General features: G+C 36.4%; 25 protein-coding genes. 7 read left to right on the forward strand and 18 right to left on the reverse strand.

Translation table 11 applies throughout. The features are described 5' to 3' along the window. Both Q0X77_RS09290 and Q0X77_RS09295 read left to right on the forward strand, forming a co-directional pair. Positions 1 to 211: hypothetical protein (locus Q0X77_RS09290; RefSeq protein WP_297796350.1), on the forward strand; the 211-nt coding region annotated here is incomplete at its 5' end. 60 nt (positions 212 to 271) lie between these two features. After that, positions 272 to 769, forward strand: a complete 498-nt coding sequence (locus Q0X77_RS09295) for a heme-binding domain-containing protein (protein ID WP_297796353.1) — start codon at positions 272 to 274, stop codon at positions 767 to 769. Positions 770 to 826: 57 nt separating this feature from the next. Here Q0X77_RS09295 and Q0X77_RS09300 read toward each other — a convergent pair whose 3' ends face one another. From Q0X77_RS09300 to Q0X77_RS09350, 11 genes are all read right to left on the reverse strand, one after another. After that, positions 827 to 2,365: a biopolymer transporter TolR gene (locus Q0X77_RS09300; protein WP_297796356.1), complete on the reverse strand. Its 1,539-nt coding sequence runs from the start codon at positions 2,363 to 2,365 to the stop codon at positions 827 to 829. Between the two features lie 21 nt (positions 2,366 to 2,386). After that, positions 2,387 to 4,597 carry an alpha-glucuronidase family glycosyl hydrolase gene (locus tag Q0X77_RS09305; protein ID WP_297796359.1) on the reverse strand — a complete coding sequence of 737 codons (2,211 nt, stop codon included), beginning with the start codon at positions 4,595 to 4,597 and terminating at the stop codon, positions 2,387 to 2,389. A 54-nt stretch (positions 4,598 to 4,651) separates the two neighbouring features. Next, positions 4,652 to 4,942 carry a hypothetical protein gene (locus Q0X77_RS09310; RefSeq protein ID WP_297796362.1) on the reverse strand — a complete coding sequence of 97 codons (291 nt, stop codon included), beginning with the start codon at positions 4,940 to 4,942 and terminating at the stop codon, positions 4,652 to 4,654. Between the two features lie 132 nt (positions 4,943 to 5,074). Continuing rightward, positions 5,075 to 5,737: a hypothetical protein gene (locus Q0X77_RS09315; protein ID WP_297796365.1), complete on the reverse strand. Its 663-nt coding sequence runs from the start codon at positions 5,735 to 5,737 to the stop codon at positions 5,075 to 5,077. A gap of 9 nt (positions 5,738 to 5,746) precedes the next feature. Continuing rightward, a complete protein-coding gene (locus Q0X77_RS09320) occupies positions 5,747 to 6,190 on the reverse strand; it encodes a hypothetical protein (protein WP_297796367.1) in 444 nt (147 codons plus the stop codon). A 294-nt stretch (positions 6,191 to 6,484) separates the two neighbouring features. Further along, positions 6,485 to 7,849, reverse strand: coding sequence for an MBL fold metallo-hydrolase (locus tag Q0X77_RS09325; RefSeq protein ID WP_297796371.1), 1,365 nt, complete (start codon positions 7,847 to 7,849; stop codon positions 6,485 to 6,487). Positions 7,850 to 7,867: 18 nt separating this feature from the next. Beyond that, entirely contained in the window at positions 7,868 to 8,710 is an 843-nt protein-coding gene (locus Q0X77_RS09330; RefSeq protein WP_297796374.1) for an ATP cone domain-containing protein, read from the reverse strand. Between the two features lie 41 nt (positions 8,711 to 8,751). Beyond that, on the reverse strand, positions 8,752 to 9,168 hold the full coding sequence (locus tag Q0X77_RS09335; protein WP_297796377.1) for a hypothetical protein: 417 nt from the start codon (positions 9,166 to 9,168) through the stop codon (positions 8,752 to 8,754). Between the two features lie 93 nt (positions 9,169 to 9,261). Then, a complete protein-coding gene (locus tag Q0X77_RS09340; RefSeq protein ID WP_297796380.1) occupies positions 9,262 to 10,110 on the reverse strand; it encodes a universal stress protein in 849 nt (282 codons plus the stop codon). Between the two features lie 25 nt (positions 10,111 to 10,135). Then, the gene (locus tag Q0X77_RS09345) at positions 10,136 to 10,969 is read right to left on the reverse strand and encodes a universal stress protein (protein WP_297796382.1); all 834 of its coding nucleotides are present in this window, start codon (positions 10,967 to 10,969) and stop codon (positions 10,136 to 10,138) included. A gap of 18 nt (positions 10,970 to 10,987) precedes the next feature. Then, a complete protein-coding gene (locus Q0X77_RS09350) occupies positions 10,988 to 11,833 on the reverse strand; it encodes a universal stress protein (protein ID WP_297796384.1) in 846 nt (281 codons plus the stop codon). Positions 11,834 to 11,949: 116 nt separating this feature from the next. Here Q0X77_RS09350 and trxA point away from each other — a divergent pair, with 116 nt between their 5' ends. Beyond that, positions 11,950 to 12,249, forward strand: coding sequence for a thioredoxin (trxA, locus tag Q0X77_RS09355; RefSeq protein ID WP_297796387.1), 300 nt, complete (start codon positions 11,950 to 11,952; stop codon positions 12,247 to 12,249). 80 nt (positions 12,250 to 12,329) lie between these two features. On the opposite strand, the gene Q0X77_RS09360 is transcribed toward trxA, so the two are convergent. The 6 genes from Q0X77_RS09360 to Q0X77_RS09385 form a co-directional block, all read right to left on the reverse strand. Then, complete coding sequence (locus Q0X77_RS09360) at positions 12,330 to 13,169, reverse strand: universal stress protein (RefSeq protein WP_297796390.1); 840 nt, start codon at positions 13,167 to 13,169, stop codon at positions 12,330 to 12,332. A gap of 96 nt (positions 13,170 to 13,265) precedes the next feature. Further along, positions 13,266 to 14,321, reverse strand: coding sequence for a response regulator (locus Q0X77_RS09365; RefSeq protein WP_297796393.1), 1,056 nt, complete (start codon positions 14,319 to 14,321; stop codon positions 13,266 to 13,268). 50 nt (positions 14,322 to 14,371) lie between these two features. Beyond that, entirely contained in the window at positions 14,372 to 16,267 is a 1,896-nt protein-coding gene (locus Q0X77_RS09370) for a PAS domain S-box protein (RefSeq protein WP_297796395.1), read from the reverse strand. A 46-nt stretch (positions 16,268 to 16,313) separates the two neighbouring features. Next, positions 16,314 to 17,150 carry a universal stress protein gene (locus Q0X77_RS09375; RefSeq protein WP_297796398.1) on the reverse strand — a complete coding sequence of 279 codons (837 nt, stop codon included), beginning with the start codon at positions 17,148 to 17,150 and terminating at the stop codon, positions 16,314 to 16,316. A 23-nt stretch (positions 17,151 to 17,173) separates the two neighbouring features. After that, positions 17,174 to 17,473, reverse strand: coding sequence for a ribosome-associated translation inhibitor RaiA (gene raiA / locus Q0X77_RS09380; RefSeq protein ID WP_297796401.1), 300 nt, complete (start codon positions 17,471 to 17,473; stop codon positions 17,174 to 17,176). 158 nt (positions 17,474 to 17,631) lie between these two features. Continuing rightward, a complete protein-coding gene (locus Q0X77_RS09385) occupies positions 17,632 to 18,069 on the reverse strand; it encodes a doxx family protein (RefSeq protein ID WP_297796403.1) in 438 nt (145 codons plus the stop codon). 315 nt (positions 18,070 to 18,384) lie between these two features. Between Q0X77_RS09385 and Q0X77_RS09390 the strand changes: the two genes are divergently transcribed. From Q0X77_RS09390 to Q0X77_RS09405, 4 genes are read left to right on the forward strand one after another with little or no spacing between them, the layout of a single operon-like run. After that, positions 18,385 to 19,092, forward strand: coding sequence for a LytTR family DNA-binding domain-containing protein (locus Q0X77_RS09390; RefSeq protein ID WP_297796406.1), 708 nt, complete (start codon positions 18,385 to 18,387; stop codon positions 19,090 to 19,092). 36 nt (positions 19,093 to 19,128) lie between these two features. Beyond that, positions 19,129 to 20,232 carry an efflux RND transporter periplasmic adaptor subunit gene (locus Q0X77_RS09395; protein ID WP_297796409.1) on the forward strand — a complete coding sequence of 368 codons (1,104 nt, stop codon included), beginning with the start codon at positions 19,129 to 19,131 and terminating at the stop codon, positions 20,230 to 20,232. Beyond that, positions 20,229 to 21,491 carry an ABC transporter permease gene (locus tag Q0X77_RS09400; protein WP_297796412.1) on the forward strand — a complete coding sequence of 421 codons (1,263 nt, stop codon included), beginning with the start codon at positions 20,229 to 20,231 and terminating at the stop codon, positions 21,489 to 21,491. Before Q0X77_RS09395 ends, Q0X77_RS09400 begins: the two co-directional genes overlap by 4 nt. 9 nt (positions 21,492 to 21,500) lie before the next feature. Beyond that, a complete protein-coding gene (locus Q0X77_RS09405; RefSeq protein ID WP_297796414.1) occupies positions 21,501 to 22,175 on the forward strand; it encodes an ABC transporter ATP-binding protein in 675 nt (224 codons plus the stop codon). 15 nt (positions 22,176 to 22,190) lie between these two features. Here the strand turns inward: Q0X77_RS09405 and Q0X77_RS09410 are convergent, their stop codons facing one another. Next, positions 22,191 to 23,033 carry a universal stress protein gene (locus Q0X77_RS09410; RefSeq protein WP_297796417.1) on the reverse strand — a complete coding sequence of 281 codons (843 nt, stop codon included), beginning with the start codon at positions 23,031 to 23,033 and terminating at the stop codon, positions 22,191 to 22,193. Between the last annotated feature and the right edge of the window lie 17 nt (positions 23,034 to 23,050).

A 23,050-nucleotide genomic window follows, 5' to 3' on the forward strand; every position in this document is an offset into this window, starting at 1 on the left:
CTTGATGGAAATCATAACCGGAGCTGCAGAACCTTCTGCTTTACTACCTTTTCAAATGCCTGCGGACATGTTGACCGTTGAAGCCCAATTTGAAGATGTTCCGAGAGATATGACACCATATAAAGATGCCGATGGAAATGTATATGACTTTGCGTTTGGAATGAACTGGAAAGGGGTAATTTCTGATGACCGTGTGAAAAAGTATAAATAATCACTTTTTAATTCAATCTTTGCAACGAATAAAATTCTAAACTATTTTAATATATAGATCATGTTGAAAAAAATCTTAACCGGACTGTTAGTTGTCCTGATCATCATACAGTTTATACGTCCCGATAAAAACGAATCTAATGACCTAACCTATGACATTTCCACCAAATATGAGGTTCCGGATGATGTAAATCACCTATTACAGGTTTCCTGCAATGACTGCCACTCCAATAAAACGGAATATCCGTGGTATGCAAATGTACAACCGGTTGCATGGTGGCTCAATGATCATGTGGTGGATGGCAAAAGACATTTGAATTTCTCAGAATTTACCAAAATGCCCATCGCCATTCAAAATCATAAATTTGAAGAAACGATTGAAATGGTTGAAGAGAAGGAAATGCCACTACCTTCTTACACCAATTTTGGTTTACATAAAGAAGCTGATCTTTCCGAAGATCAAAGGCAAAAGATTATTGGTTGGGCAAAGAATCAAATGACCTATCTCAAAGATAATTATCCGGCCGATAGTCTTGTAATGCCCAAGAGGCGAAAATAAGGTTCAATTGGTTATAAACTATCAATACAATTAGCCTATAACTGAATGACAAAGTTATTAATTAGTATTGGTCACAAAGGCAATTTTCTTGCTATCCGGTGACCAGCTGGGTACATTTATAGAACCCTGACCCCCATAGATATAAGCTATTACCTTTGGTGTTCCCCCATTGTAAGGTATTATTCGTAAAAGACAGTGTTTATAAAAAGGATGGTCAGAAGGGTCAATATCCTTAGGAAAAGAAATAAATGCAATCCACTTTTTATCCGGACTTATATGCGGAAACCAGTCATTGTATTCATCAAAAGTCAATTGGGTTTGCTCTTCGCCATTTGCTTTCATCTTCCAAAGTTTCATCTTTCCCGTGCGCGTGGAATTAAAAAAGATATACTCCCCGTCCGGGCTATATTCAGGACCATCATCTAAAGTGGATTTATTGGTAAGTTGATTCTCAGCACCTGAATTAATATCAATTGTATATATATCGTAAATTCCGTTTCGGTTGCCGGTAAAGACCATTTTACTATTGTCAGGAGACCAGCCATGTAAATAGGATGCTCCTACGCCGGGTTTTGTGACCATCTTAGGCAAAGAATCCCCTTCGGCTGACATATAAAACAGGGCAGATGTACCACCATCATCCTGGTTATGATTACTTATTCCCAATAAAGCGCCATCAAAAGTGAGGACATGGTCATTATTATTATTTACTGCAAAGCCCGTATTTAAGGGAGTAATGGAATTAGTTGATAGCTCATAGTTGTACAAATGCCCTTTAGAATTGTAAATCAATCGATTGCCTTCAGGTGTCCAGTTGGGGGCTTGTATGGAGTGTGCAGATTTGTATATTATCTTTCGATGTCCACTCTCAACATCCATAATCTCCAGATTGCTGCCAAGATAATCCCGATATGGCGTAAAATCCGGGTTAACCGGTTTAATTATCCTTACGTTTCTAAATTCAGCAGATTCCAAAACATCAGGATTATGTGAACATACATATAAACCTATATAGACAGAATTGTCTAATTCCATATCGGGCAGTTCCACACTTTTAAGTTCATTTCCAAATTTGGAAGTAGACATGATAAATGTATTACCGCTTCTTTCTAACTGAATAACATCCGGAAATGTATCAGGAGAAATCAATTCTCTGGTTTCCCCTCCTATTTTCCGGCGATATTGGAGAGTGGTCAGACCATCGCCATGGGTAGTGGCATTCACATGTTTTGAATTGTCATCTAAGTTATTCCTAACAATCCATCCAACTTTTCGGTGAGGGTCAACACCTTTTCCTATAAATTTTACTTCCGCCCTAAGAATGAAGTCGCCCTGAATAGTAGTCCAGAGATATTGAAAGTCATCCTCCCCAAACCACATATTGGTGCCCGAACCGCTTATTTTATAGGTTTGATCCTCTTCTGAATAGTCCGAATATCCTTTTATTTTGCATACTCCGATATCTATGTTTCCATCGAACATGCCTATTTTGTTCTGGCTCCTAACTACATTTATACCAAAAATCACAAAACAAGATATACAGGTATAAATCAATGATTCTTTCAATTGGTTTTGATTTTTAGTTGATAATTTCATATTCTTTAATGTTATTGATTCTTAATTTCCCGGGGCATATGGGAATTTTAGGGACTTATAATATTCAAGGTTTTCACCGGGCAGTTCCACTCCGGTTGGAAGCTTTCTTTCCGAAAATGTCTGAAAGTATAGGAGGCATGCATTTCTCCACCATTTTGCTTCCTTAAGCTGAATTTCCAATAGCATTTTAACTTCATTGTATTGTTCCTCGGAAATATACATTTTTGCCTGTTTCCAAATGCCAAGCATTTCTTTCACCTGATCAACCCCTTTTTGATAATTCAATGCAAGTGTATCCCATAATATTTCACCATTTTTTAGTCTATAATCCCAGGGTAAATGATGAAACCACAACAGGTATTCTTCCGGTGTGGAATCCGGGTTATTAAAAAGTTTAGCTAGTTCTGGTGCATACTGGGAGCTTGCATTACTTCCCGAAGGGGTGCGATCAAATCCAATACCAAACTTGTCGGCCTTATGATAATATGTAGGGTTCCACTCAGGTCTGCTCAAATCATTTACCCATGGCCCGGGACCATAGTGATGACCTGTAGCCATGAGATGGTGCAATCCCAGCGGCGTCATATAATTAACAACTGCTTCCCTGGAACTAGCCATCATTTCTTTTACAGGGTCTAAAAACCTGGAATCATTGGAATAGGTTAATCGCAGCCATTCATCAGCTATCATATCGGAACTCAAATAGGGATTCCAGGCCAATCGTCCATAACCGTACCAATTAGCTTGGGCAAAAGGATGCCCTGTCCAGTTTATATCTGTTCCTATATTGGCCACACCTGCCATCCCTGTTATCTTGTTGTTGAATAAGGACCCATCAATGACTTTTGCAACAGTAGAATTATTGCCTTTGCGATAGGTCTCAGCATCTAACACTTCTTCATATAGTTTTGGCAAAAATACCAGATGTGAGCTAAAACCCAGATACTCCTGGGTAATTTGAAACTCCATAACAAGTGATGTGTTTGGCATTGCGCCAAACATCGGATGAAATGGTTCTCTGGGTTGAAAATCTATTGGTCCGTTCTTAACCTGAACCAACACATTATCCAGAAATTTTCCATCATAGGGCACAAATTCAGCAAAGGCTTGTTTTGCTCTGTCTGTCGCATCTGTGGCAGAATAAACAAAGGCCCTCCATATTACTATTCCACCAAAGGGCTGTAAAGCAGTTCCAAGCATATTTGCACCATCAACATGGGTTCTTCCATAATTCTGAGGTCCAGGTTGTCCCTCGGAGTTGGCCTTAACCAAAAATCCTCCAAAATCAGGGATCATTTGGTAGATCACTTTGGCTTTATCCTTCCACCATTCAATTACATCCTCATTTAACGGGTCAGCGGTATTTAACCCGCCAATCTCAACAGGCGCAGAAAATCTTGCAGTCAAATACACCTTTATTCCATAAGGCCTGAAAACATCTGCCAGGGCAGCCACCTTTTCTAAATAGGCCCGAGTTAATACAAGGGCATTTGCATTGACATTGGTTAATACAGTTGCGTTTATTCCTATTGAAGCATTTGCCCGTGCATAATCTATGTAACGAGGGTCTATATATTCAGGTAGTTTCTGCCAGTTCCAAAGTGAAAAGCCGGCATATCCGCGCTCAACGGTTCGGTCCAGATTATCCCAATGATTGAGCATACGTAAATCAAGTTTTGGTCCTTCAATTATATTTAATTCATCCAATTTTTTTTGCAATTTCATTAATTGCAAGAATTTAAATACCCCGTAAAGTATTCCTAAATCTTCATTAGCAGTAATTAGCAAAATACCCTTACCATTTACCAAAACAGATTTGATAATAAATCCTTCTTTGCCAATCCGTTCAAAATCTCCTATTAATTTTCTCCGTAACTCCTGGTTTAAATCATTTTTCTCAACCACCCACATTGTATTCATTGCATTGGGTGAATCCAGCACCCCAGAAACAGTATCTAACATCGCTTCAAGACCTCTAAGGAGTTCCTTCCTGGCAGTTTGCAGCACAGGGGTTTTAGCCCTAAAAAATATTGAATTTGTAGTACGTAGATATTCTGATCTTACGGTTTGCTTCTTAATTTGAGGGTATCCCAACCATAAATTGTATCCTACCGGTGTCTGGGCGTTGGTGGGGAGTATAGCTAAAAAAATGATTAAATAAACCAGTTTTAATGGTGAAAGGCAGTTAATAATCTTTAAGCAAGGGAAAACATAATCCAATTTTGAATTCATTGTAAGAATTTTGTTCAGGCCGGTAGTAATTAACTTAATTGGAAGGGCATTCCTTTATTTTTCCTCATCCGTCAAATCTTCCATTGGCAATTCAGTTACAACGTCATCGTCTATAATATCATCGTCTTCCAGGTCATGATCCTCCATGGCCGCGACGAGACGCTTACTGACTTTTACCAGATAAATAGCATCATCCGTCCTTACTTCAACGCATTCCACTATTTCATTTAATGCGTTTTTAAAGGTGATAATATCGTCATCATCATATCCATCAGGGTACTTTGTAACAAGAAGATCCAGGATGTCCTTGTTTAACTTTTTAAAATCCACGATTACACGTCTCATAACAAAGCCTTTTTATCAAATCAAATTACAAATTTAATTGATACCAAAAGCATAAAATACTTATTAGCACCATCTTTGGAATTTGGCAGGACGTGTTATTGGAATTCTGCGATCTTCTGATCGGCGATATGGTTACTTTGCGCTCGTGGACTCCTTATCATCGGTTTCTTTATGAAAAATCAAATCTTGTTCTTCCATGGCAAAAGTTACAAGTTTTACATAATCGTCCACTGCTTTTTTGATATTTGAAGGATCTGTTATATCAATGATACCTCGCCATATAAGTTGGCGTTCCTTACCAACGCATATACAATAAAGAGAGGTTTCCGCATGATAAACCTTGTAGTCATCATAATAATTGTCATCATAATAAATATCCTGATGTGATATATAGTCATCTTTGAATTTAGAATTAAAACTATCTAAATCTGACATCTCTTTCCTAAAGGTTTCCTTGTTTTCGGCACCAAGAATCTTCGTAAATAAAATAGCATCAAAATCTTTATCAAGCAGTGATTGTTCAACATCATCCAATTCTTCTTCCGATCTTTCAGAGTCTGTAAACCCAACATCAAATAAATCTATACTTCGCATAGCCTCTACTCCCCTCCTGGTAAAATGACGCTTCATTTTTGTTTCGAATTCTTCCTGGGCCTTAAGATTAGAAGTCATTCCAACAATAAGTACTTTGTTCGCATCAAAAATGACAATGTCCGGATTTTTCCAATTATCTATCAGTTCTGAGGAGGAACATCCCAGGAGTAACACCATTAATAAAAGATAGGATTTATTCATCTGATTTATTCAATTTAGTAATCGTTTCTGTTTTTCCTTTTTAATCACTTTAGAAACCAATTCAAAAAGCCTTGTTTTGATTTCCCTATATTGCTCTTTATAATGAGCAATGGTGTTTGTCAATTCCCTATGGGTATCTCTGTAGGCCTTTTCCAATTCAAATTGATCAACATCATCAATCATTACTTCCAATTTGTTTTCATGGGTCTGAACCTTTTTCATTAATGAAATAACTTCATCCTCAAGTTTAGATAGAACTACCACAATTTTCTTACTTTTTCCAAATATTTTTGAATCCACTAATTGTACAGTATAATGTTTTATCAAATTGTTTAAAAACAATTGCTCATCTCTCATAAATTTTAATTCCGATAACCAAAGTACAGTTGTACTATGCATCTCCTCAGGATCTATCCATTCAATATAGCGATGGGAGTTTTCTTTAATTTTCATACTCTCAAATTTTAGAAATTGTACTTAATTAAACCTTAACTATTTGTTAATCAATAATTTATATTTTAATCAAATATGGTCTTTGGCTATTTTTGGATAATTTCAATTTAGCCTTTTACTGAATAATAAGAAATGATAATTATCAGGTACTTCATAAAACTTTATGTTTCCCAATGGTCCGGCCCGTTGCACTTTAAAATACCTCCGGTATAACCAGATATTTCCGCTTTAAGAAATAGAATTGTGGTAAACTATTTGCCACCTCAACTATTAGCATTCGTATTTATATGATTATTAAAAAACGAGTTCAATGGTTTCAAATAATTTCGGAACATGTACATTCCAGTTGTATACCCCAGTTATTTTATGTTTAAACCCATCTAAAGCATCCTGCTCACCATGAATCAAAAAAACCCGCTCAGGGATATTCTTAATGGAATCCATCCAATCCAGTAGTTCCTTTTGATCTGCATGGGCAGATAAGCTCTCTTCATGATATATATGTGCTTTAACCGGGTAAAATTTACCAAAGATCTTAAGTTCTTGCCCACCTTCCAGAAGTGTTCTTCCTCTTGTTCCTTCAGCCATATAACCAACCAACAGTACGCTGGTATTGGTTCTATCCAGGAACTGTCGCAGGTAAGTAAGAATCCTTCCCCCTGTAACCATACCACTACCTGCAATAACGATTTTTGGTCTTGGATCATCAATAGTCTCCCAGGTTTCCCTGTAGGATTCAATAATAGTAACATGAGCACACATGGCATCATATTCTTTGCGAGAAAGTGAATGCCACCCGGGAAACCGCTCAAAGATGGAAAGTACGTTGGCCCCCATTGGACTATCAACAAAAATTGGAATATTTGGTATTTTGTTCTTCTTATATAGTTGCCAGAATAAATACATCAGAGATTGCAGGCGTTCTACCGCGAAAGAAGGGATGAGCAGAATACCTTTTTCGTAAATAGTTGTTTTCACCAGTTCAACCAATCTTTCCTCCATCTTATTTTCGGGATGGATTTTGTTGCCATAGGTACTTTCAACAAAAAGAAAATCGGCCCATTCGGGTTTAACCGGTGCTTCCAAGAGTATATCATCTGGTCTGCCAACATCTCCGGAAAATACAAAGCGTTTCCCAAAAATATCAAGTTCAATAAAGGTTGAACCAATTATATGTCCGTTATATCTGAATCTGTATTGTATGTTTTCAGAAAGTGGAATCCATTGGTTTAACTCTTCAGCCTTAAATAATCCTATAGTATCCTGTGCATCCTCAATGGTATAAAATGGTAGCGCAGGTTTATGCTTACTATATCCCTCACTATTGGCTAATTCAGCTTCTTCTTCATTGATCTTTGCACTATCGAGCAGTATTATTCTGGTTATTGCAAGTGTAGGTGCGGTTCCTACAATTTTCCCTTTGAATCCGGCCTTGACCAACCTGGGTAAATAACCGGTATGATCCAGGTGGCCGTGTGTCAATAATACAATATCAATTTGAGGAACCGAAATAGGTAAAGGCGATCTATTGGTAATTCTGAGGTCCTTTCTTCCCTGAAACATTCCGCAATCAACCAGTATGTTTTGCTCATTCGTTTCTAGGTAAAATTTAGACCCTGTCACTGTACCTGAAGCCCCTAAGAAGTGCACCTTAACCATGATCCTAATTTTAGAATATCAAATCTTGCAAATCATCTCAACTTCTTTCAGAATTTTAGTCTTTCTAGTATCAGAGACGCCTAAATGGTCCAGATAAAAGCTATCCTTCAGTAATTGACGGCACAAGACCACATCCCGACTTAGTAAGAATTGTTTTTCCCTTTTCGTAAGGAGTGTAGAAACCGTTATCGGATAGAGACCCAGTCTGTCTATTCGTTCTTTGAGACTATCCCCTTTCGGTAGATCCCAACTCAAAAGATAGAGCCCCATACAATTTCCATAGCGCATAGCGTCTTTGGTGAAGCGGGTATTGGTAGCTACCCAACAGGCATCGGGTTCTTTCGTACTGGAATTACTTTTATAAGCTGCATTTTTGATATCCTCGTATCTGGAATAAATATATAATGGTATTTTAACATTGCAATTTCGACCTTGGTCTCCGTGAAATTTACATTCAATAAGAATGATTGATCCATTTTTTTCGGCAATCACATCTATCTCATGTCTTACACACTTCCCTGCAATAGTCCTTCCTACCTGAATTTTGTAACCCGAATACTTCAAAACTGCACCTAAAAATTTTTCAAAGGGGAAGCCCGTGGGACCTAACTCATAAATGGCCTTTTTAAGTTTATATTTGGAGGCAAAGACAGGTTTTTTACGTCTTAAGAAACTAAACGCCCTATTATATACTTCTCTGGTTGTGATGCCATCATATAGTTCTTCCCTGACCAGGGACAAAATTTGATTTGTTAAGTCATCATCTGCCCCGCTTCTTTTAAGAGAAGTACGTAATTTCTCTTCTGAGAATAATACTTTGTCACCCGAAGCTTTGACTATAAAATAATCCTCATTTCCCATTGCTTGCTAAAACGTGATAATTAAGTCAGTATTTATAAGAATTAATAGCGTCCTTTTTTGTGAAAAAATTCCTTGACCATAGCCTTTACCTGATTTTCAGTCATACTATCTGCTTTTTCTACGCCCTTAACTTTCAAAGCAAGAGTATTATAGTTTTCATTTAACTCCTTATAAAATTTGGAATTGGTATCAGCCGGACCAAAAAGTGCAATGGCATCTGCATCTTTTATTTTCTTTGCTAATTCGCTGAAATACATTTTCATCTGTTGTTTCTCCCTTTCCAAATATTTACTGTCCTGTACTACATCCTGTGGTCCCCATCTTTGTTTGGAACGTGCGCCTCCCTTGGGATTAAAAAACTCTATTTCTGATTGAATAGTGTCAAAAAAAACATCTTCATTTTTTAAGGTTACCAGATGAGCCTTTTCTTTATCTAACCAAATACCTATTTCTTTCATGGATCTAATTTTGTGAATTTATATTGAGTACTTATTTGCAATTGACTGATGCATAAAACTATAATATCGCCTTTAATTGTCAAATGACAGTGGTCAGTCGTCGAATGGGAGAATGAGAAAAGGGATATTGATATTAAAACTTACTTTCTCAATTACCGGTTCACGGGTTAATTTCTCCAAAAATCCGTGCTGGTAATGCACCATTGACAGCATATCAATGTCCAATTCATCAATAAATTCTGTTATTGCCTTAGATTTATTGGTAAAATCGGGCATCCAATGAATAGAATGCTTTATTTTCCCTAAATACTCTCTCAGGATATACAAATTGGATTTCTGAACAGGACTTAATCGCTCTTCTACATTTATATGAACGACGCGTATAGCTGAATTACAACTTGAAGCAAGAGAGATTAGTGGTTGCAATACTTTAGCATTGTAACTATTCTTATAATCTGTAGCAAAAGCAATTTCGGCAGGTAATATAAATTCCTTTTCACCGGGCACGGTTAATATTGGACAGTCTTTGATTGCATTAATTGCTTTGATAACACTACTTCCCAAAAATATTGATCTGGAACCGGTCTTTCCCTTGTTCCCCATAACAACCAGATCTGCATTGGTCTGCTTAATAGCCTGCTGCAGGGCATCTATAGTATTTTCATGCTTAGAATGGATACTAAAATGGTGATTTTTATTAGCTGTATCAAGATTAATTTTGTGTAAAAACGCATTCAAACCTTCTTTGGACTCTTCTCCCAATTGCTGCAATAAACTAAGCTTACGACCGGCAGCGATGCTATTACTTTTTAATCTTGTATGTTCGGAATATGCATTCAGTATATAGAATGAGCACGAATCATTCTTAAATAATTGCGTTGCGTAAAAAAGGGCATTATATGCATTGTTCGAAAAATCTGTGGCAACAAGAATATTCTTCATTGAATTATAAAAATTATAAATTTAATTATGGAATAACCATAAATGGAATACTAACATGGAACCCTATTTTCTTGATAACAGGTTCGATAAAAAGACTTTCCAAAAAAGTATGTTTATTCTGAATCATTACCAGCAAATTCATATTGTTTTTAGACTGAAAATCATTTATGCCGGTAATGATTTCCTGACTTGGAAGGTCATGAAAAGAATTGGGGATTTTACCTAATATTTTTTCCAGTTTCGTTTTATTTTTTAATTGATCCTCCGTAAGATCATAGCCACTGGAAATATGAATTACATCAATTCTGGAATTATGAATCTTGGCCAAATGAACCAGAGATCGTAACTGCTCTTCACTATAATCTACCTCAAAATCTGTTGGAAAAAGTATTTCTTTTGGGGTCAAGTAATCAAATTCTGCAGGAATTGCTATCACAGGGCAAGTGGCTTTCTTAATGACATGAACGGTGTGGGTTCCTAAGAAAATCTCCTGTGCTCCCGTAGCTCCCTGAGTACCCATTATAACCAAGTCAGCCTCTTCATTGATCACCAAAGAAGCAACTTCATCTACAAGAATATTGAATGCGGAATGTGTAATAAGTGTATGTTTTGGATTCTTAAACTCCGTTTCAAGCTGTTTCTTAAGCTCTTCAAGCTGATTTATAGATTCGGATTGATAGATATCACCCAGGCCAATTTGCCCCGGGCTTTGTAACAAGTACTCTGTCTGATAAATAGCAGGAGTATAAGTGTTTAAAAGATAGAACGTTGCCTCTTCATCCTTCATCAGGTTCAAGGCATAAGAGATTGCATTATACGCATTATGGGAAAAATCGGTAGGAAGAATTATTCTTTTCATCAGTACATATTTTAATTATTAACGAGACAAATTTTGCAAAACCAAGAAAGGTATTTTTATGTGTAATCCTATTTTTTCAATTGTGGATTGATGTAACATTTGTTCAAGGTGCGAATGCCTGGAATTCACCATGACTAAAAGGTCTATTTCTTTGTGAACAATATACTTTGTGATCGCAATGGTCTTATTTTTGCCACTCGTAGTTTCAAAAAGCAAATTGGCTTTATACAAACACTCTTTTAGAAATCGCATATTGTCTTCCTGCCTTAGTGAAAGTCTCTTACTTCCATCAATATAGAGCATATGAATAGTAGATTTAAAGGAGCCTGTTAACTCACATAGCAATTTTAATTCCCTCCTTTTATAAGGTACCAAATAGTCTGAAGGAAACAATAGCTCTCTGGGAGGGTGGTATTTATAATTTTCAGGAATTGCCAGCACAGGACTTTGTACATACTTCAGGACCTGAACAGTATTACTGCCAAAAGTTATCGTCCTATCGTTGGTTTCCCCCCGTGTTCCCATAACTACAATATCTGCATTCTCCGAATTTATGAGGTCATTAATTTCGTCTGTAAGCGTTCCGAATGCTGAAATAGTTTTGAATTTGTGTTTTGGATTTGGTGAATAATCGAATATATCTTTCCTTATTCGGGCCAGTTCTTTTTCAGAGTCCCTGAAAGTCATTTCTTTTAACTCATCAAGCATACTTCTTTTGTCTACCTTATCTTGCTGATATACCTCATCTGCATAGGCATGTAAGATGAAGAATTCGCACCTCGTATATTTAAAAATCTGACTTGCATATTTGAGTGCATTGAATGCATTTGAAGAGAAATCCGTGGGTACAATAACTTTCCTCATAATTAGTTTGTCTTAAGAACCACACTAAAATTAGTATTTAAAGATCCCAAAAACCATGACATTGATCAGGTAGTAGTCATTAGATATTTTTTAAATTAGCATGGCAATTGAAAATTATGAAAGATAGCTTCAAGAAATTAACAGCAGGTCAGACACCGGTTCTGATAGATTTTCACGCAGATTGGTGCGGTCCATGCAAAATGTTGTCGCCGATATTAAAACAGGTTAAAGAAGATTTGGGCGATGCTGTAAAAATAATTAAGATAGACGTAGACAAAAACCAGGCAATAGCCTCCAAATATCAGGTTAGAGGTGTCCCCACCATGCTCCTGTTTAAGGATAAAAAACTACTATGGCGGCAATCAGGTGTCTTGCAGAAAGATGAAATAGTCAGGGTTATTGAATCTTTCAAATAATTTTATAGTTCCTCTGAACTACTAATTTCATTAAACTGATCAAAAATATTGGTTCGCGAAATAATCATTTCGCATACGCGTCATTCATGGAGGACCAAAAAGGGAATATCTGTATGATAACTTACCTCCTCAACTGTGGGTCTAAACAGGATACGTTGAAAAAAGTTTAGATTTTTTGCCACCATGGCCACCAGGTCAATATCCCTGCTTTCAATAAAACACTGTATAGCGGTTTCAAGTTTTGAACCGGTTAAGGAATGAAAGCTATGGTCAATTCCCCTGAGATAATCATGTAAAAAGTCCTTATTTCTCAACTGTTCTTCGCTCAGGGATTCACCTTTTTTAGATATATGCACAACCCGCAATACAGAATCGTTCATACTTGCCATATTGACTAAAGTATCCAGGACATTAATGTCATAGGCAATATGAAAGTCGGTAGGGAAGGCAATCTCTTTGGGTCTTTTGTACCTGGTATTTTCAGGCACCGCTAAGAGGGGACATTTTACTTTAGTAATTACATCACCTGTATTACTTCCAATAGCCACTTTTTTAAGTCCTGATGCACCCTTTGTACCCATGATAATAAGGTCAATTTTATTCTTTTCAATTTCCCTTTTTAAACCATCTACAAAAAAGTCATATTTTGCAAGGGTAACATAGGAATGCAGCTCATTATGGCAATTTTCTTCTATATAAACCAATAACTTTTTAAGGTCCTTTTTACTCTGGGTTAAAACAGTATCCTTTAAAAGGGTTGTGGTTCCTCTAACGGAAGTCCCTGCACCGGAATAAGGTGGGATGGGACTTATGTGAATAAGATGAATAATACATTTGGTTTTTTTAAACAATTCAAGACCGTACTTAATGGCATTTAGTGAATTGTTTGAAAAGTCTGTCGGGATTAATATTCGTTTCATGCTAGTCTAATTTGATAAAACGTAAAAATACAATCCTCTACTGGCGGATAAAATGATCGTCATCATGTGAACTATTTTTTCTAAGTGAAAAATTTTCTAAAAAGGTATCTTTTGCAGTCGCTCCATATCAAGTATTTTAATATCTCTATCCTTGATCTTAATAATACCTTCTTTCTTAAAACTCGATAAGGTTCTAATCAGTGTTTCTGTGGCCATTCCTGCAACACTTGCAAGGTCACTGCGTAAGACATGAATATTTCCTTCTTCATCCTCCTTTAATTTATCGGCAAATTTAAGCAGGGTTGATGCCGTTTTTTTTCTTACGGAGCCATACGCCATCTGCAACAATTGCTCTTTAATTTGTGTAAGATTCTCAGATAAAAGTTGCAATAAATCCATTACCAACTCCCCATTTTGCTCCAATACCGTTTTAAACTCATCCTTGTGAAGGCCAATGAGTATAGAGTCCTCCATAGCAGTGGCGTATTCCTGATAGGGTATATTTTTGGTAAAACTGGTAAAGCCAAAAAAATCATCAACTTTGTATATGCCCGTTATTAGCTCTTTACCCTGTTCATCCAGTTTATGTGTTTTTGCTATGCCTTTAATCACTAAATAGACTAAATTGGAGTTATCTCCTTCTCTGTATATAGTCTCCCCTAATTGAAATTCATACTCCTCACCATTATCATCAATAAAATTTTTAAGTTGATGAATAGTCCTGATCTGAGATTCAAATTTTGAATCATCGTAACTTTTACCCTCTCTTGCTTCCTGTATAATCCTGGCCTTGGCAATCCTGCTTTCAATTGCTCCAATTAGTTCGGATTCTTCAAATGGCTTGGTGAGGTAGTCGTCGGCTCCCAGTTCCATCCCCAGTCTTACATCCTTTCTTTCGGTTTTAGCCGAAAGAAATATAAAAGGTAAGGACCTGGTGCTGTCGTCTTCCGACAGGGCATCCAAAACACCATAACCATCTAACTTTGGCATCATAATATCACATACAATAACATCCGGGTTACCAGATTTAGCTACCAATACACCTTTTTCTCCATCAGGGGCAGTAAGCACCTTGTAATTGGCCAATTCCAATAATTCGGCGGTACTTTCTCTTAAAGCTTTATCATCCTCAATCAATAATACAGTTTTCATAAAAGCAGCTATTATAATCCTAATAAATTTCTGATATCTCAATCATTTTTCTAATCTTCCAACTTATCAATATTAAGAGGCAGATCTACCGAGAATGTACTCCCCTCGTTCTCCACGCTTTTAAAGCTGATTTTCCCTCCCAGGTTCTCAACATGAGATTTAACAATATTAAGACCTATTCCGGTACCCTGTGTCAACAATACATTATCTGCCCTGAAGTATCGGTTAAAGATATACTTTTGATCCTCTTCGGGTATCCCAATTCCCTTATCTATAACATGAAAATGAACATCCTTATGATTTACATCTATTTTCAGGTCTATTTCTGTATTCTCAGGTGAATATTTTATGGCATTATGCAATAAATTAGTTAGAAACAGGGAAACGATCTTTTCATCCTGGTGTATTTTAACATCATCGATATTCATGGGATAATTAATTTTTTGCCCGTCCTTTAATAACATGTTGGCACTATATATCACTTCATTGACCACTTTGCTCAGTGAAAAATCCGTCAGCCGATATAATTCCTTGCCTTTGTCCAGTCGTTCAAGGGACAAAAAATCATTCAATATTCCTGTAAGATGATGAACACCGGTCGTAATAGATTTTAAGTGTTTATCCCTTATATTCTGCTGTTCAGTGGAGGTATACTTGCCTACCAGGGTCGCAGAAGTAAGAATTGTACTCAATGGGGTTTTAAATTCATGAGAAACCATAGAAAGAAATTTGGTTTTAAGATCATTTAATTCTTTCTCCTTAACCAAAGCTTCGTTAAGCTCATGGGTTCTTTGGGCAACAGTTTTCTCCAGTTTTTGTGTATAATTCTTTCTCTCAGTGATATCAAGTACAAATACAACCATTACAATTCTATTGCCAAGTTCTGAAGATTGCAGATGAATTTCCACAGGATAGGTTGTACCATCCTTTCGTTTAAAATTCGTCTCAAATGTAATTTTCTCTTTTCTTTCTATGTTATCAGAAGGAAGGTACTCCCTGAATCTATCTTCGGAAATACCTTCAACAAGATCTGTAATGGTCCTTCGCCTAAGTTCTCCAATAGTATATCCTGTATTCTTTTGCGCCCCATAATTCACATGGGTAAACCTGAGTGTTTCCAGATCAAATACGTAAATCTCGTTTAGTGATTCATCAAAAATCTTTAAAAAATGTTTTATTTCCTCCTCTGCCTTTTTTCGGTTGGTAATATCATTTTGAATTCCCACAAAATGAGTAATCCTATCATCTCCATTACGAATCGGATTTATAGAAACCTCGTTCCAGAATAATGTACCGTTCTTTTTATAGTTTCTAAGTTGTACCTGACATTTTTTACCTTCTGAAATGGCCTTGCGCAAGATTGTAAGCCCTTCCTGATCATTATCATTATTCTGAAGGAATCGGCAATTTCTATTTAAAACTTCAGATTCTGAATACCCGGTCAACTTCAAAAAAGCTCTATTTACATAAATAATCGGATTATCTTCTTTTAAGGCGTCCGTTATGACAATTCCATTATGCGTGGCCTCAATGGCTTCACTCTTAATATCTAAACTTTTTTCTATTTCCTTTCTTTCCGATAAATCGCGAACAAGCACCAGAACATAGGTTCTATCATAGATTCTAAAAGGGTTCAACTGGACTGTTACCGGGAATTCCCGTCCAGATTTTCTCTTGCCCTGAACGCACTGACCACCTGCCATCTTGTCTTTCTTGATGTCTTTGAAATACTCGGCAACATTTTCTTTATGGTCTTTTTTAAACCGGTCAGGTATTATTACAGATAAGGGCTTACTTAAAAGTTCAAGTTTCGAAAAATCAAAGAGTTGCGCTGCTTTATTGTTTATGGAGACTATTAACTGATCCTCATTTACAACAATTAATCCTTCAGATACCGCTTCAGAAAGTAAGTGGAATATGTTGCTATTATTATCAAAAACATGCATCTGTTAGGATATAAATTAAAAAAGGGCAATCAATTTGTGTACTACACTAGACCTTAAAGGTAATCACAGGTAATTCAGCGTGATTTACTAAATCCTCACCGATGCTTCCCTTGAAAAAATGTGCTATTCCACTTCTTCCGTGGGTCGGAATTGCTATTAAATCTGCATTAACATCCTTTGCGTGATTAAAAATGCCGCTTTCAATTGAATAATCTGAAATATGAATGATTTCAGTATTGGGGGGAAGTTCTCCATTATGTGCTACTTTCAGGAAGAAATCTACCTTCTTTTTGATCTCCATGGTATTTCTGAAATCTTCATTGGGCAGGTTTACATAGACCAAGTGAAGTTGAACATTCCATTTGGCAAAAAATGAACGAGCATTATGGTAGGCCTTTATGCTCTCCACCGCAAAATCACAGGCAAAAACAACTAATTTAGGACTGAATTGAGGCCTTGGTACCTTTATAACCAGCACGGGTATATTAGAAGAACGTACAACTTTTTCTGTATTGGAGCCAACGAATATTTCGCTAACGCCACTTGCGCCATGGGACCCCATAACTATCAGGTCAATCTGTTGTTCTTTAGCCAATTCGTTAATCTCACTGAATATCTTATAATTCTGCACCATTTCAGTAATCTTAACATCTTTCAAATACGGTTTATCCAAAAAGGAATTAAACCGTTTTTTGGCCAATTTCATATAAAAGTGGGCTTCTGCAGCTTCCTCTGATTCACTCTTAGACAAGTAAGCTTCAGACAGTCCCATCATGTGAAGTACGGTAATTTCAGCACTATAATCCTTTGCCAGTTTTGCTGCTACTTCGAGTGCATATCCGGCATGTTCCGAAAAATCTACAGGGACTAATATTTTTTTCATGGCGATTTATTTAATAATCTTATCTAATACTTTTTGAATGTTTCCTTTCTTTTTCTTAGCTGATTCTCCAATTCTTTAATTGTAGTGGCTGCAGCCTTTTCAAAATTGTCTTGACTAGATTTAGCAAATAGGCGGGGGCCGGGGGCACTTAACTGTATTTCACATATTTTACCTGAACCCGATGGGTCATTTTCCAATTTAAAAAATACATCTGCTTTTATAATCCAATCATATTTATTTGAGAGTTTATTTAATTTGTTAGTAACAATAGCGCTCATAGATTCGCTGGTAGGCATTTGAACATATTGAATGTTTATCGTCATAGTTAATTAATTTATAGTTATGAATAAAGATCGTTTTAAAGATAATGGTAAACTATGACATTAATCATTTTTGATCAATGTCTGGTTAGAATAAACCAATATCCCATCCCCTAATTTATGAATACTAACTATCCAATCCAAGAACATTAAGACAGTTCTTATGACCTTAGTTTATGACTTTCTTTAAGTAGTACTAACAAGACGCCTAATATGATTAGGTTTTTGATTATATACTGCCCCAAAAGAGTAAGGTTAAAGGGGGCTTGTGAGAGTACCAGGTCTGGGAAATAAAGAAAAGGCAAGAAGGTTAATACAATATGTATTAAAGCCAGTTTTAAAGCAAATTTTTCAAAAAAGTGGGCTATTAGTAAAACCCCAATCATGGTCTCCCAAATAGCGAGTAAAATAATTGAAACCTCAGGGGCGATCAATCCAAAAGTTAATTCACTGATTGTTGCCTTAGCAAGATCTTCCGCAGGACTAACGCCATTAAAAAATTTGAGCATCCCAAACCAGAAATATACTATCCCAATACTTACGGCAACAAAATTAATATTAGATTTCCTATGCAGTATACGAGTTACTAGTTCCTTCATCTTTTTCTAAAAGTTGCTAAACTAAGAACCCTGGATTACCTAAAAAGTGATAAATGTCATTTTACTTAAATTATTTTAATAGTAATATCAGCCTTTTTCTTTTTATTTTGTATAAATTCTGCTTGTGAAATTAAAATGGATGAGTGCTATTGGCCTGAAGCCGGCGGGTTTAAAGCAGATAAAACAAACTGTACTATGATCAATGTCATTCCTCCTATATGAAAATACCGCTAGTTTTGTTTTTGATTATATAATGAACCAGGAATACCGGAATTCTTTCCTGAATACACTCAGCAGATCAATATTTATAAGTCTATGGAAAATAGATGTTTAAATACACTGGTAATCGAAAATTCGAAAGTTCAAGGCGCCATTTTAGCTCAAATGGTAAGGAACCATAAGGATTTGCATTTGGTATCCGTTTGCGGCAACGCCATGGATGCGAATCGAACTATCAAAAATCACAAAATTGACGTAATTTTTCTCGACATTGAAATGCCTTTTATAGATGGCTTTGATCTTCTTGAATCTTTGGAGCAGGACATTCAGGTTGTAATCGTGACCGGTAATTCAGATTATGCCTTAAAAGCATTTGATTATGGCGTAACAGATTTCATTCTAAAACCGGCAAAAATTCAACGTTTTCATAAGGCTGTGAAAAAAGTTCTTAAGAACCTGGTCAAAGTGGATGAAACCCTTGATGAGCAGGAATTTTTGATGGTACGAAGCAACATGAAAAACAAGAAGATCTACCTTAAAGACATTAAATGGGTAGAGGCTTTTGGTGATTATATAAAACTAATTACCAAATACGAAAAGGTGATTGTGCTCAATACCATGAAATCAATTGCAAATCAATTACCAAAGGACAGTTTCCTTCGGATTCACAGATCATATATTGTAAATTTAAGCATGGTAGACAAATTTAGCGGCACGAGTGTGGAAGTTGGCGAGCACAGCATTCCAATGAGCAGAAAGCATAAACCCAGACTTGAACTTCTATTGGAAAAAGCAGGAGTTTAGCAAACTGAATCATACCGGCAACTTAAAATAAGCTTAATGAAAGGTTACCCTATTTTCTTTAGATTTCTAATTGGCTTTATATCTGTTACATCAGCACTAAGCTGTAATGAAAATCGGGAAAAATTATTACCATCAAAGGTAACCATTACTGAATCTGTATACACTTCAGTAACCATACAACCCGATAGTCTTTATCAGGTGTATGCAGCGGTAGGTGGCATCCTCGACAAAAATTTTGTTGAAGAAGGTGATTCGGTAGCAAAAGGAACTTCAATCGCTCAAATCATTAACAACACCCCAAAGTTAAATTCTGAAAATGCTCAACTAAATCTCCAGCTAGCCCGGGAAAACTACAGTGGTAGTAATACCGTCTTAATGGCCTTAAGCGATGAAATTAAAGCTGCAGAACTTCAATATAAGAATGATTCAGTGAATTTTTGCAGACAGGAAAACCTTTGGGAACAAAATATAGGATCCAAGATAGAATACGAAAATCGAAAACTGGCTTATGAGCTATCAAGCAACAATTTGAGCTTGCTTAAAAGTAATTTTGAACGAACAAAAACCGAACTGAAGACCAAACTGAAGCAAGCTGAAAATAATTACGAGACTTCATTGATTACTACTCAGGATTTTAATGTTCAGAGTAAAATTAATGGTACGGTATACGCGCTATACAAAAACCAGGGTGAGATAATCAATACCATGGAACCCATAGCCGCTATTGGCAGTACAAATGATTTTATAATTGAGATGTTAGTTGATGAAGTTGACATAGTAAAGCTGAAAATTGGTCAAACAGCTCTAATAACACTTGACGCATATGGGTCCAAGGTATATAGCGCTATTATTAATAAAATTTATCCAAGAAAGGATGAACGTTCTCAGACGTTTAAAATAGAGGCCATTTTTTCAGAGCCGCCGGAAGTTCTATATCCCGGTCTGGCAGGAGAAGGCAATATTATAATTTCCCAAAAGGAAAATGCCATAACCATACCAAAGGAATATCTTATTGATGATAACAAGGTGCTAACGGAAGAAGGTATTATCGAAATTGTAACGGGTATTCAAGACCTTGAACGCATTGAAGTCCGATCAGGTCTGGATGCGGAAACATATATCTTAAAACCAGAAGAATGACTAACTGGAAGGTTATACTTAGCATTGCCAAAACACATCTGTTAACAAAGATGAAGTCTACCGTAACCGCTTCCCTTGGGGTAACATTTGGAATTGGAGCGTATATTACACTGGTAAGTTTTATGACGGGTTTGAACGGTATGCTCGATGACCTTGTACTTAATCAAACACCTCATATTCATATGTATAATGAAATTGCACCTTCAGCAGAACAGCCAATTTCCTTATACGATAAATTTGATGGTGGCTTAAATGTAGTACACTCCGTAAAGCCTAAGCAAAATCAACTTAAAATACATAATGCCCTCCCCATATTAAATTATTTAAAAGATAAGGAAAATGTAAAAGGAGCAACACCTCAACTGCGTACCCAAATATTCTATTTGTCGGGTTCCAGTGAACTGGGTGGTAACCTTGTAGGTGTAGATATTATGGAAGAAGTACGATTATCCAACATACAGGATAATATTGTTGAAGGGAGTCCGGAAGCTCTTAAAAACAATGAAAATGGAATCCTACTTGGTTCCGGACTTGCCAAAAAGATGTCGCTGGGTGTTGGCAATCGCGTACAAATCAGTACGGTTAAGGGTACTGTTTTTCCATTAAAAATTATCGGGATTTACCAAAGTGGTATTGCTGAAATAGACAATGTGCAAAGTTTTGCAAATCTTAAAACAGTTCAAAGAATACAGGGAGAACCTGAAAATTATATTACAGATATTAATATAAAACTATATGACCTAAAAGAAGCTGAGCCCATGGCGCGAAAGTTGGAAAAGCAGTTTAAAATTAAAGCAACCGACATCAATGAAGCAAATGCGCAGTTCGAAACAGGGACGAATATTCGAAATATTATCACCTACGCCGTTTCAATAACCTTGCTCATTGTTGCGGGTTTCGGTATTTACAATATTCTGAACATGCTTATCTACGAAAAAATGAAGGACATTGCCATCCTAAAAGCAACCGGATTTTCAGGTAAGGATGTACAACTTATATTTATGAGTCAGGCCATGTTAATAGGGGTCGCAGGGGGAATAGTTGGTTTAATCATAGGCTTTTTCTTATCGAGAATTATTGATAATATCCCCTTCGAAACTGAAGCCTTACCCACCATAAGTACATTCCCGGTAAATTATAACCTATGGTATTATGTCATTGGAATTGTATTTGCGCTAATTTCTACATTTATTGCCGGTTATTTACCTTCAAATAAGGCTAGAAAAATAGATCCTGTACGCATCATCCGCGGAACCTAATCAATAATTATGGGAACTGTTCTGGAAACCAAAAATATTAACAAGCATTTTCGAAAACCAGTGGATTTTCACGTTCTGAAGGATATAAGTTTTAGTGTACAGGAAGGGGAATTTGCATCCATTATGGGTAAATCAGGCTCCGGGAAATCAACCCTGCTTTACATACTTTCTACCATGGATACCGATTATGAGGGCCAGCTATTTTTGAATGAGGAACTTGTAACAGGGAAGCATCAAAAGGAACTATCACAATTGCGAAACAGACATATAGGGTTTGTATTTCAATTTCATTATCTCCTATCAGAATTTAGCGTTCTGGAGAATGTAATGCTTCCGGCTAAAAAACTAGCTTCCAAAAGCTATGAGGAAATAGAACATGATGCCATGGAAAAATTGAAAATGCTTAAAATTGAACATCTGGCACAAAAAAGGGCTTCACGAGTTTCCGGCGGTGAAAAACAACGTGTTGCCATTGCACGGGCACTTATCAATAATCCTGACATTCTTATGGGCGATGAACCTACAGGTAACCTTGACAGTTATAATGCGGAGAATGTCTTTCAAATATTTAAGAGATTAAAAGAAGAGGAAGGGCTTTCCCTATTGGTTGTTACCCATGATATGGACTTTGCAAAACGCACAGATCGCATCATAGTAATGGAAGATGGTACCATTCTCGACTAGATTTTGGTAGTTATTTTATTTTCTTATTGAATTATAACATAGTATGGGTATGGTAGCCAGGGATTCCATTTTTTTTACCATATCCTTATTAAAAAGCCTTGCAAAGATCCCCTTGTTTTCTCTTTCCAACATCACCAATAAATCCGCTTTCTCGTCCTTAACATGAATCCTTAAACCCTCTTCAATACTATTGGCCAGTACCATATGAAAACCTATTTTTTTATAAGTCACCTGAGCTTCCAATAACTCTTTAAACCACTCCATCTGTTGCATGGCCGTATATTCCTCCGAAGTTGGAATATGAACTATATCTATTTTGGCATCAAAACTTTCTGCTATGGCAGCCAATTTTTCAAGGGCTATGATATCAGAAGATTCAAAGTCACTGGCGTAAGTCATCTTTTTTATCTGCTTGTAATTATAGCCGGCAGGTATTATTAGTATAGGGCACAGGTTTTTATCTATTAATTTATTGGCAATGTTACCACTTAGGAATCCCCTCTTGGAATGTGCATCTTTCATCCCAATTACGAGCATGTCTATATCCTCTTTCTTTATTTTATCTGCTATACCTTTACTGACTGAAATATTTTGTGCTACAGAATATTTTAGTTGATTTTTACTCAGATTCTCATCCATATGTTTTTGGCAATAGGCTTCCAATATTTTCTTTTGTTCTGCATAGGCCAGCTTATGTATTTGTTCAACCGATCTAATATTGGAAGTACTTATCGGCGGAATATCATATATGTGAAAAATAATTAGTCGGGCATTTAAATTTTCACAGAGGTTTTTGGCATAATTTAGCGCAGAAATCGAATTTTTGGAACAATCGGTAGCGTAAAGAATAGTGTACATTGCATATTGTTTAAAGT

This window comes from uncultured Eudoraea sp., from assembly GCF_947258925.1.
Lineage (GTDB): Bacteria > Bacteroidota > Bacteroidia > Flavobacteriales > Flavobacteriaceae > Eudoraea.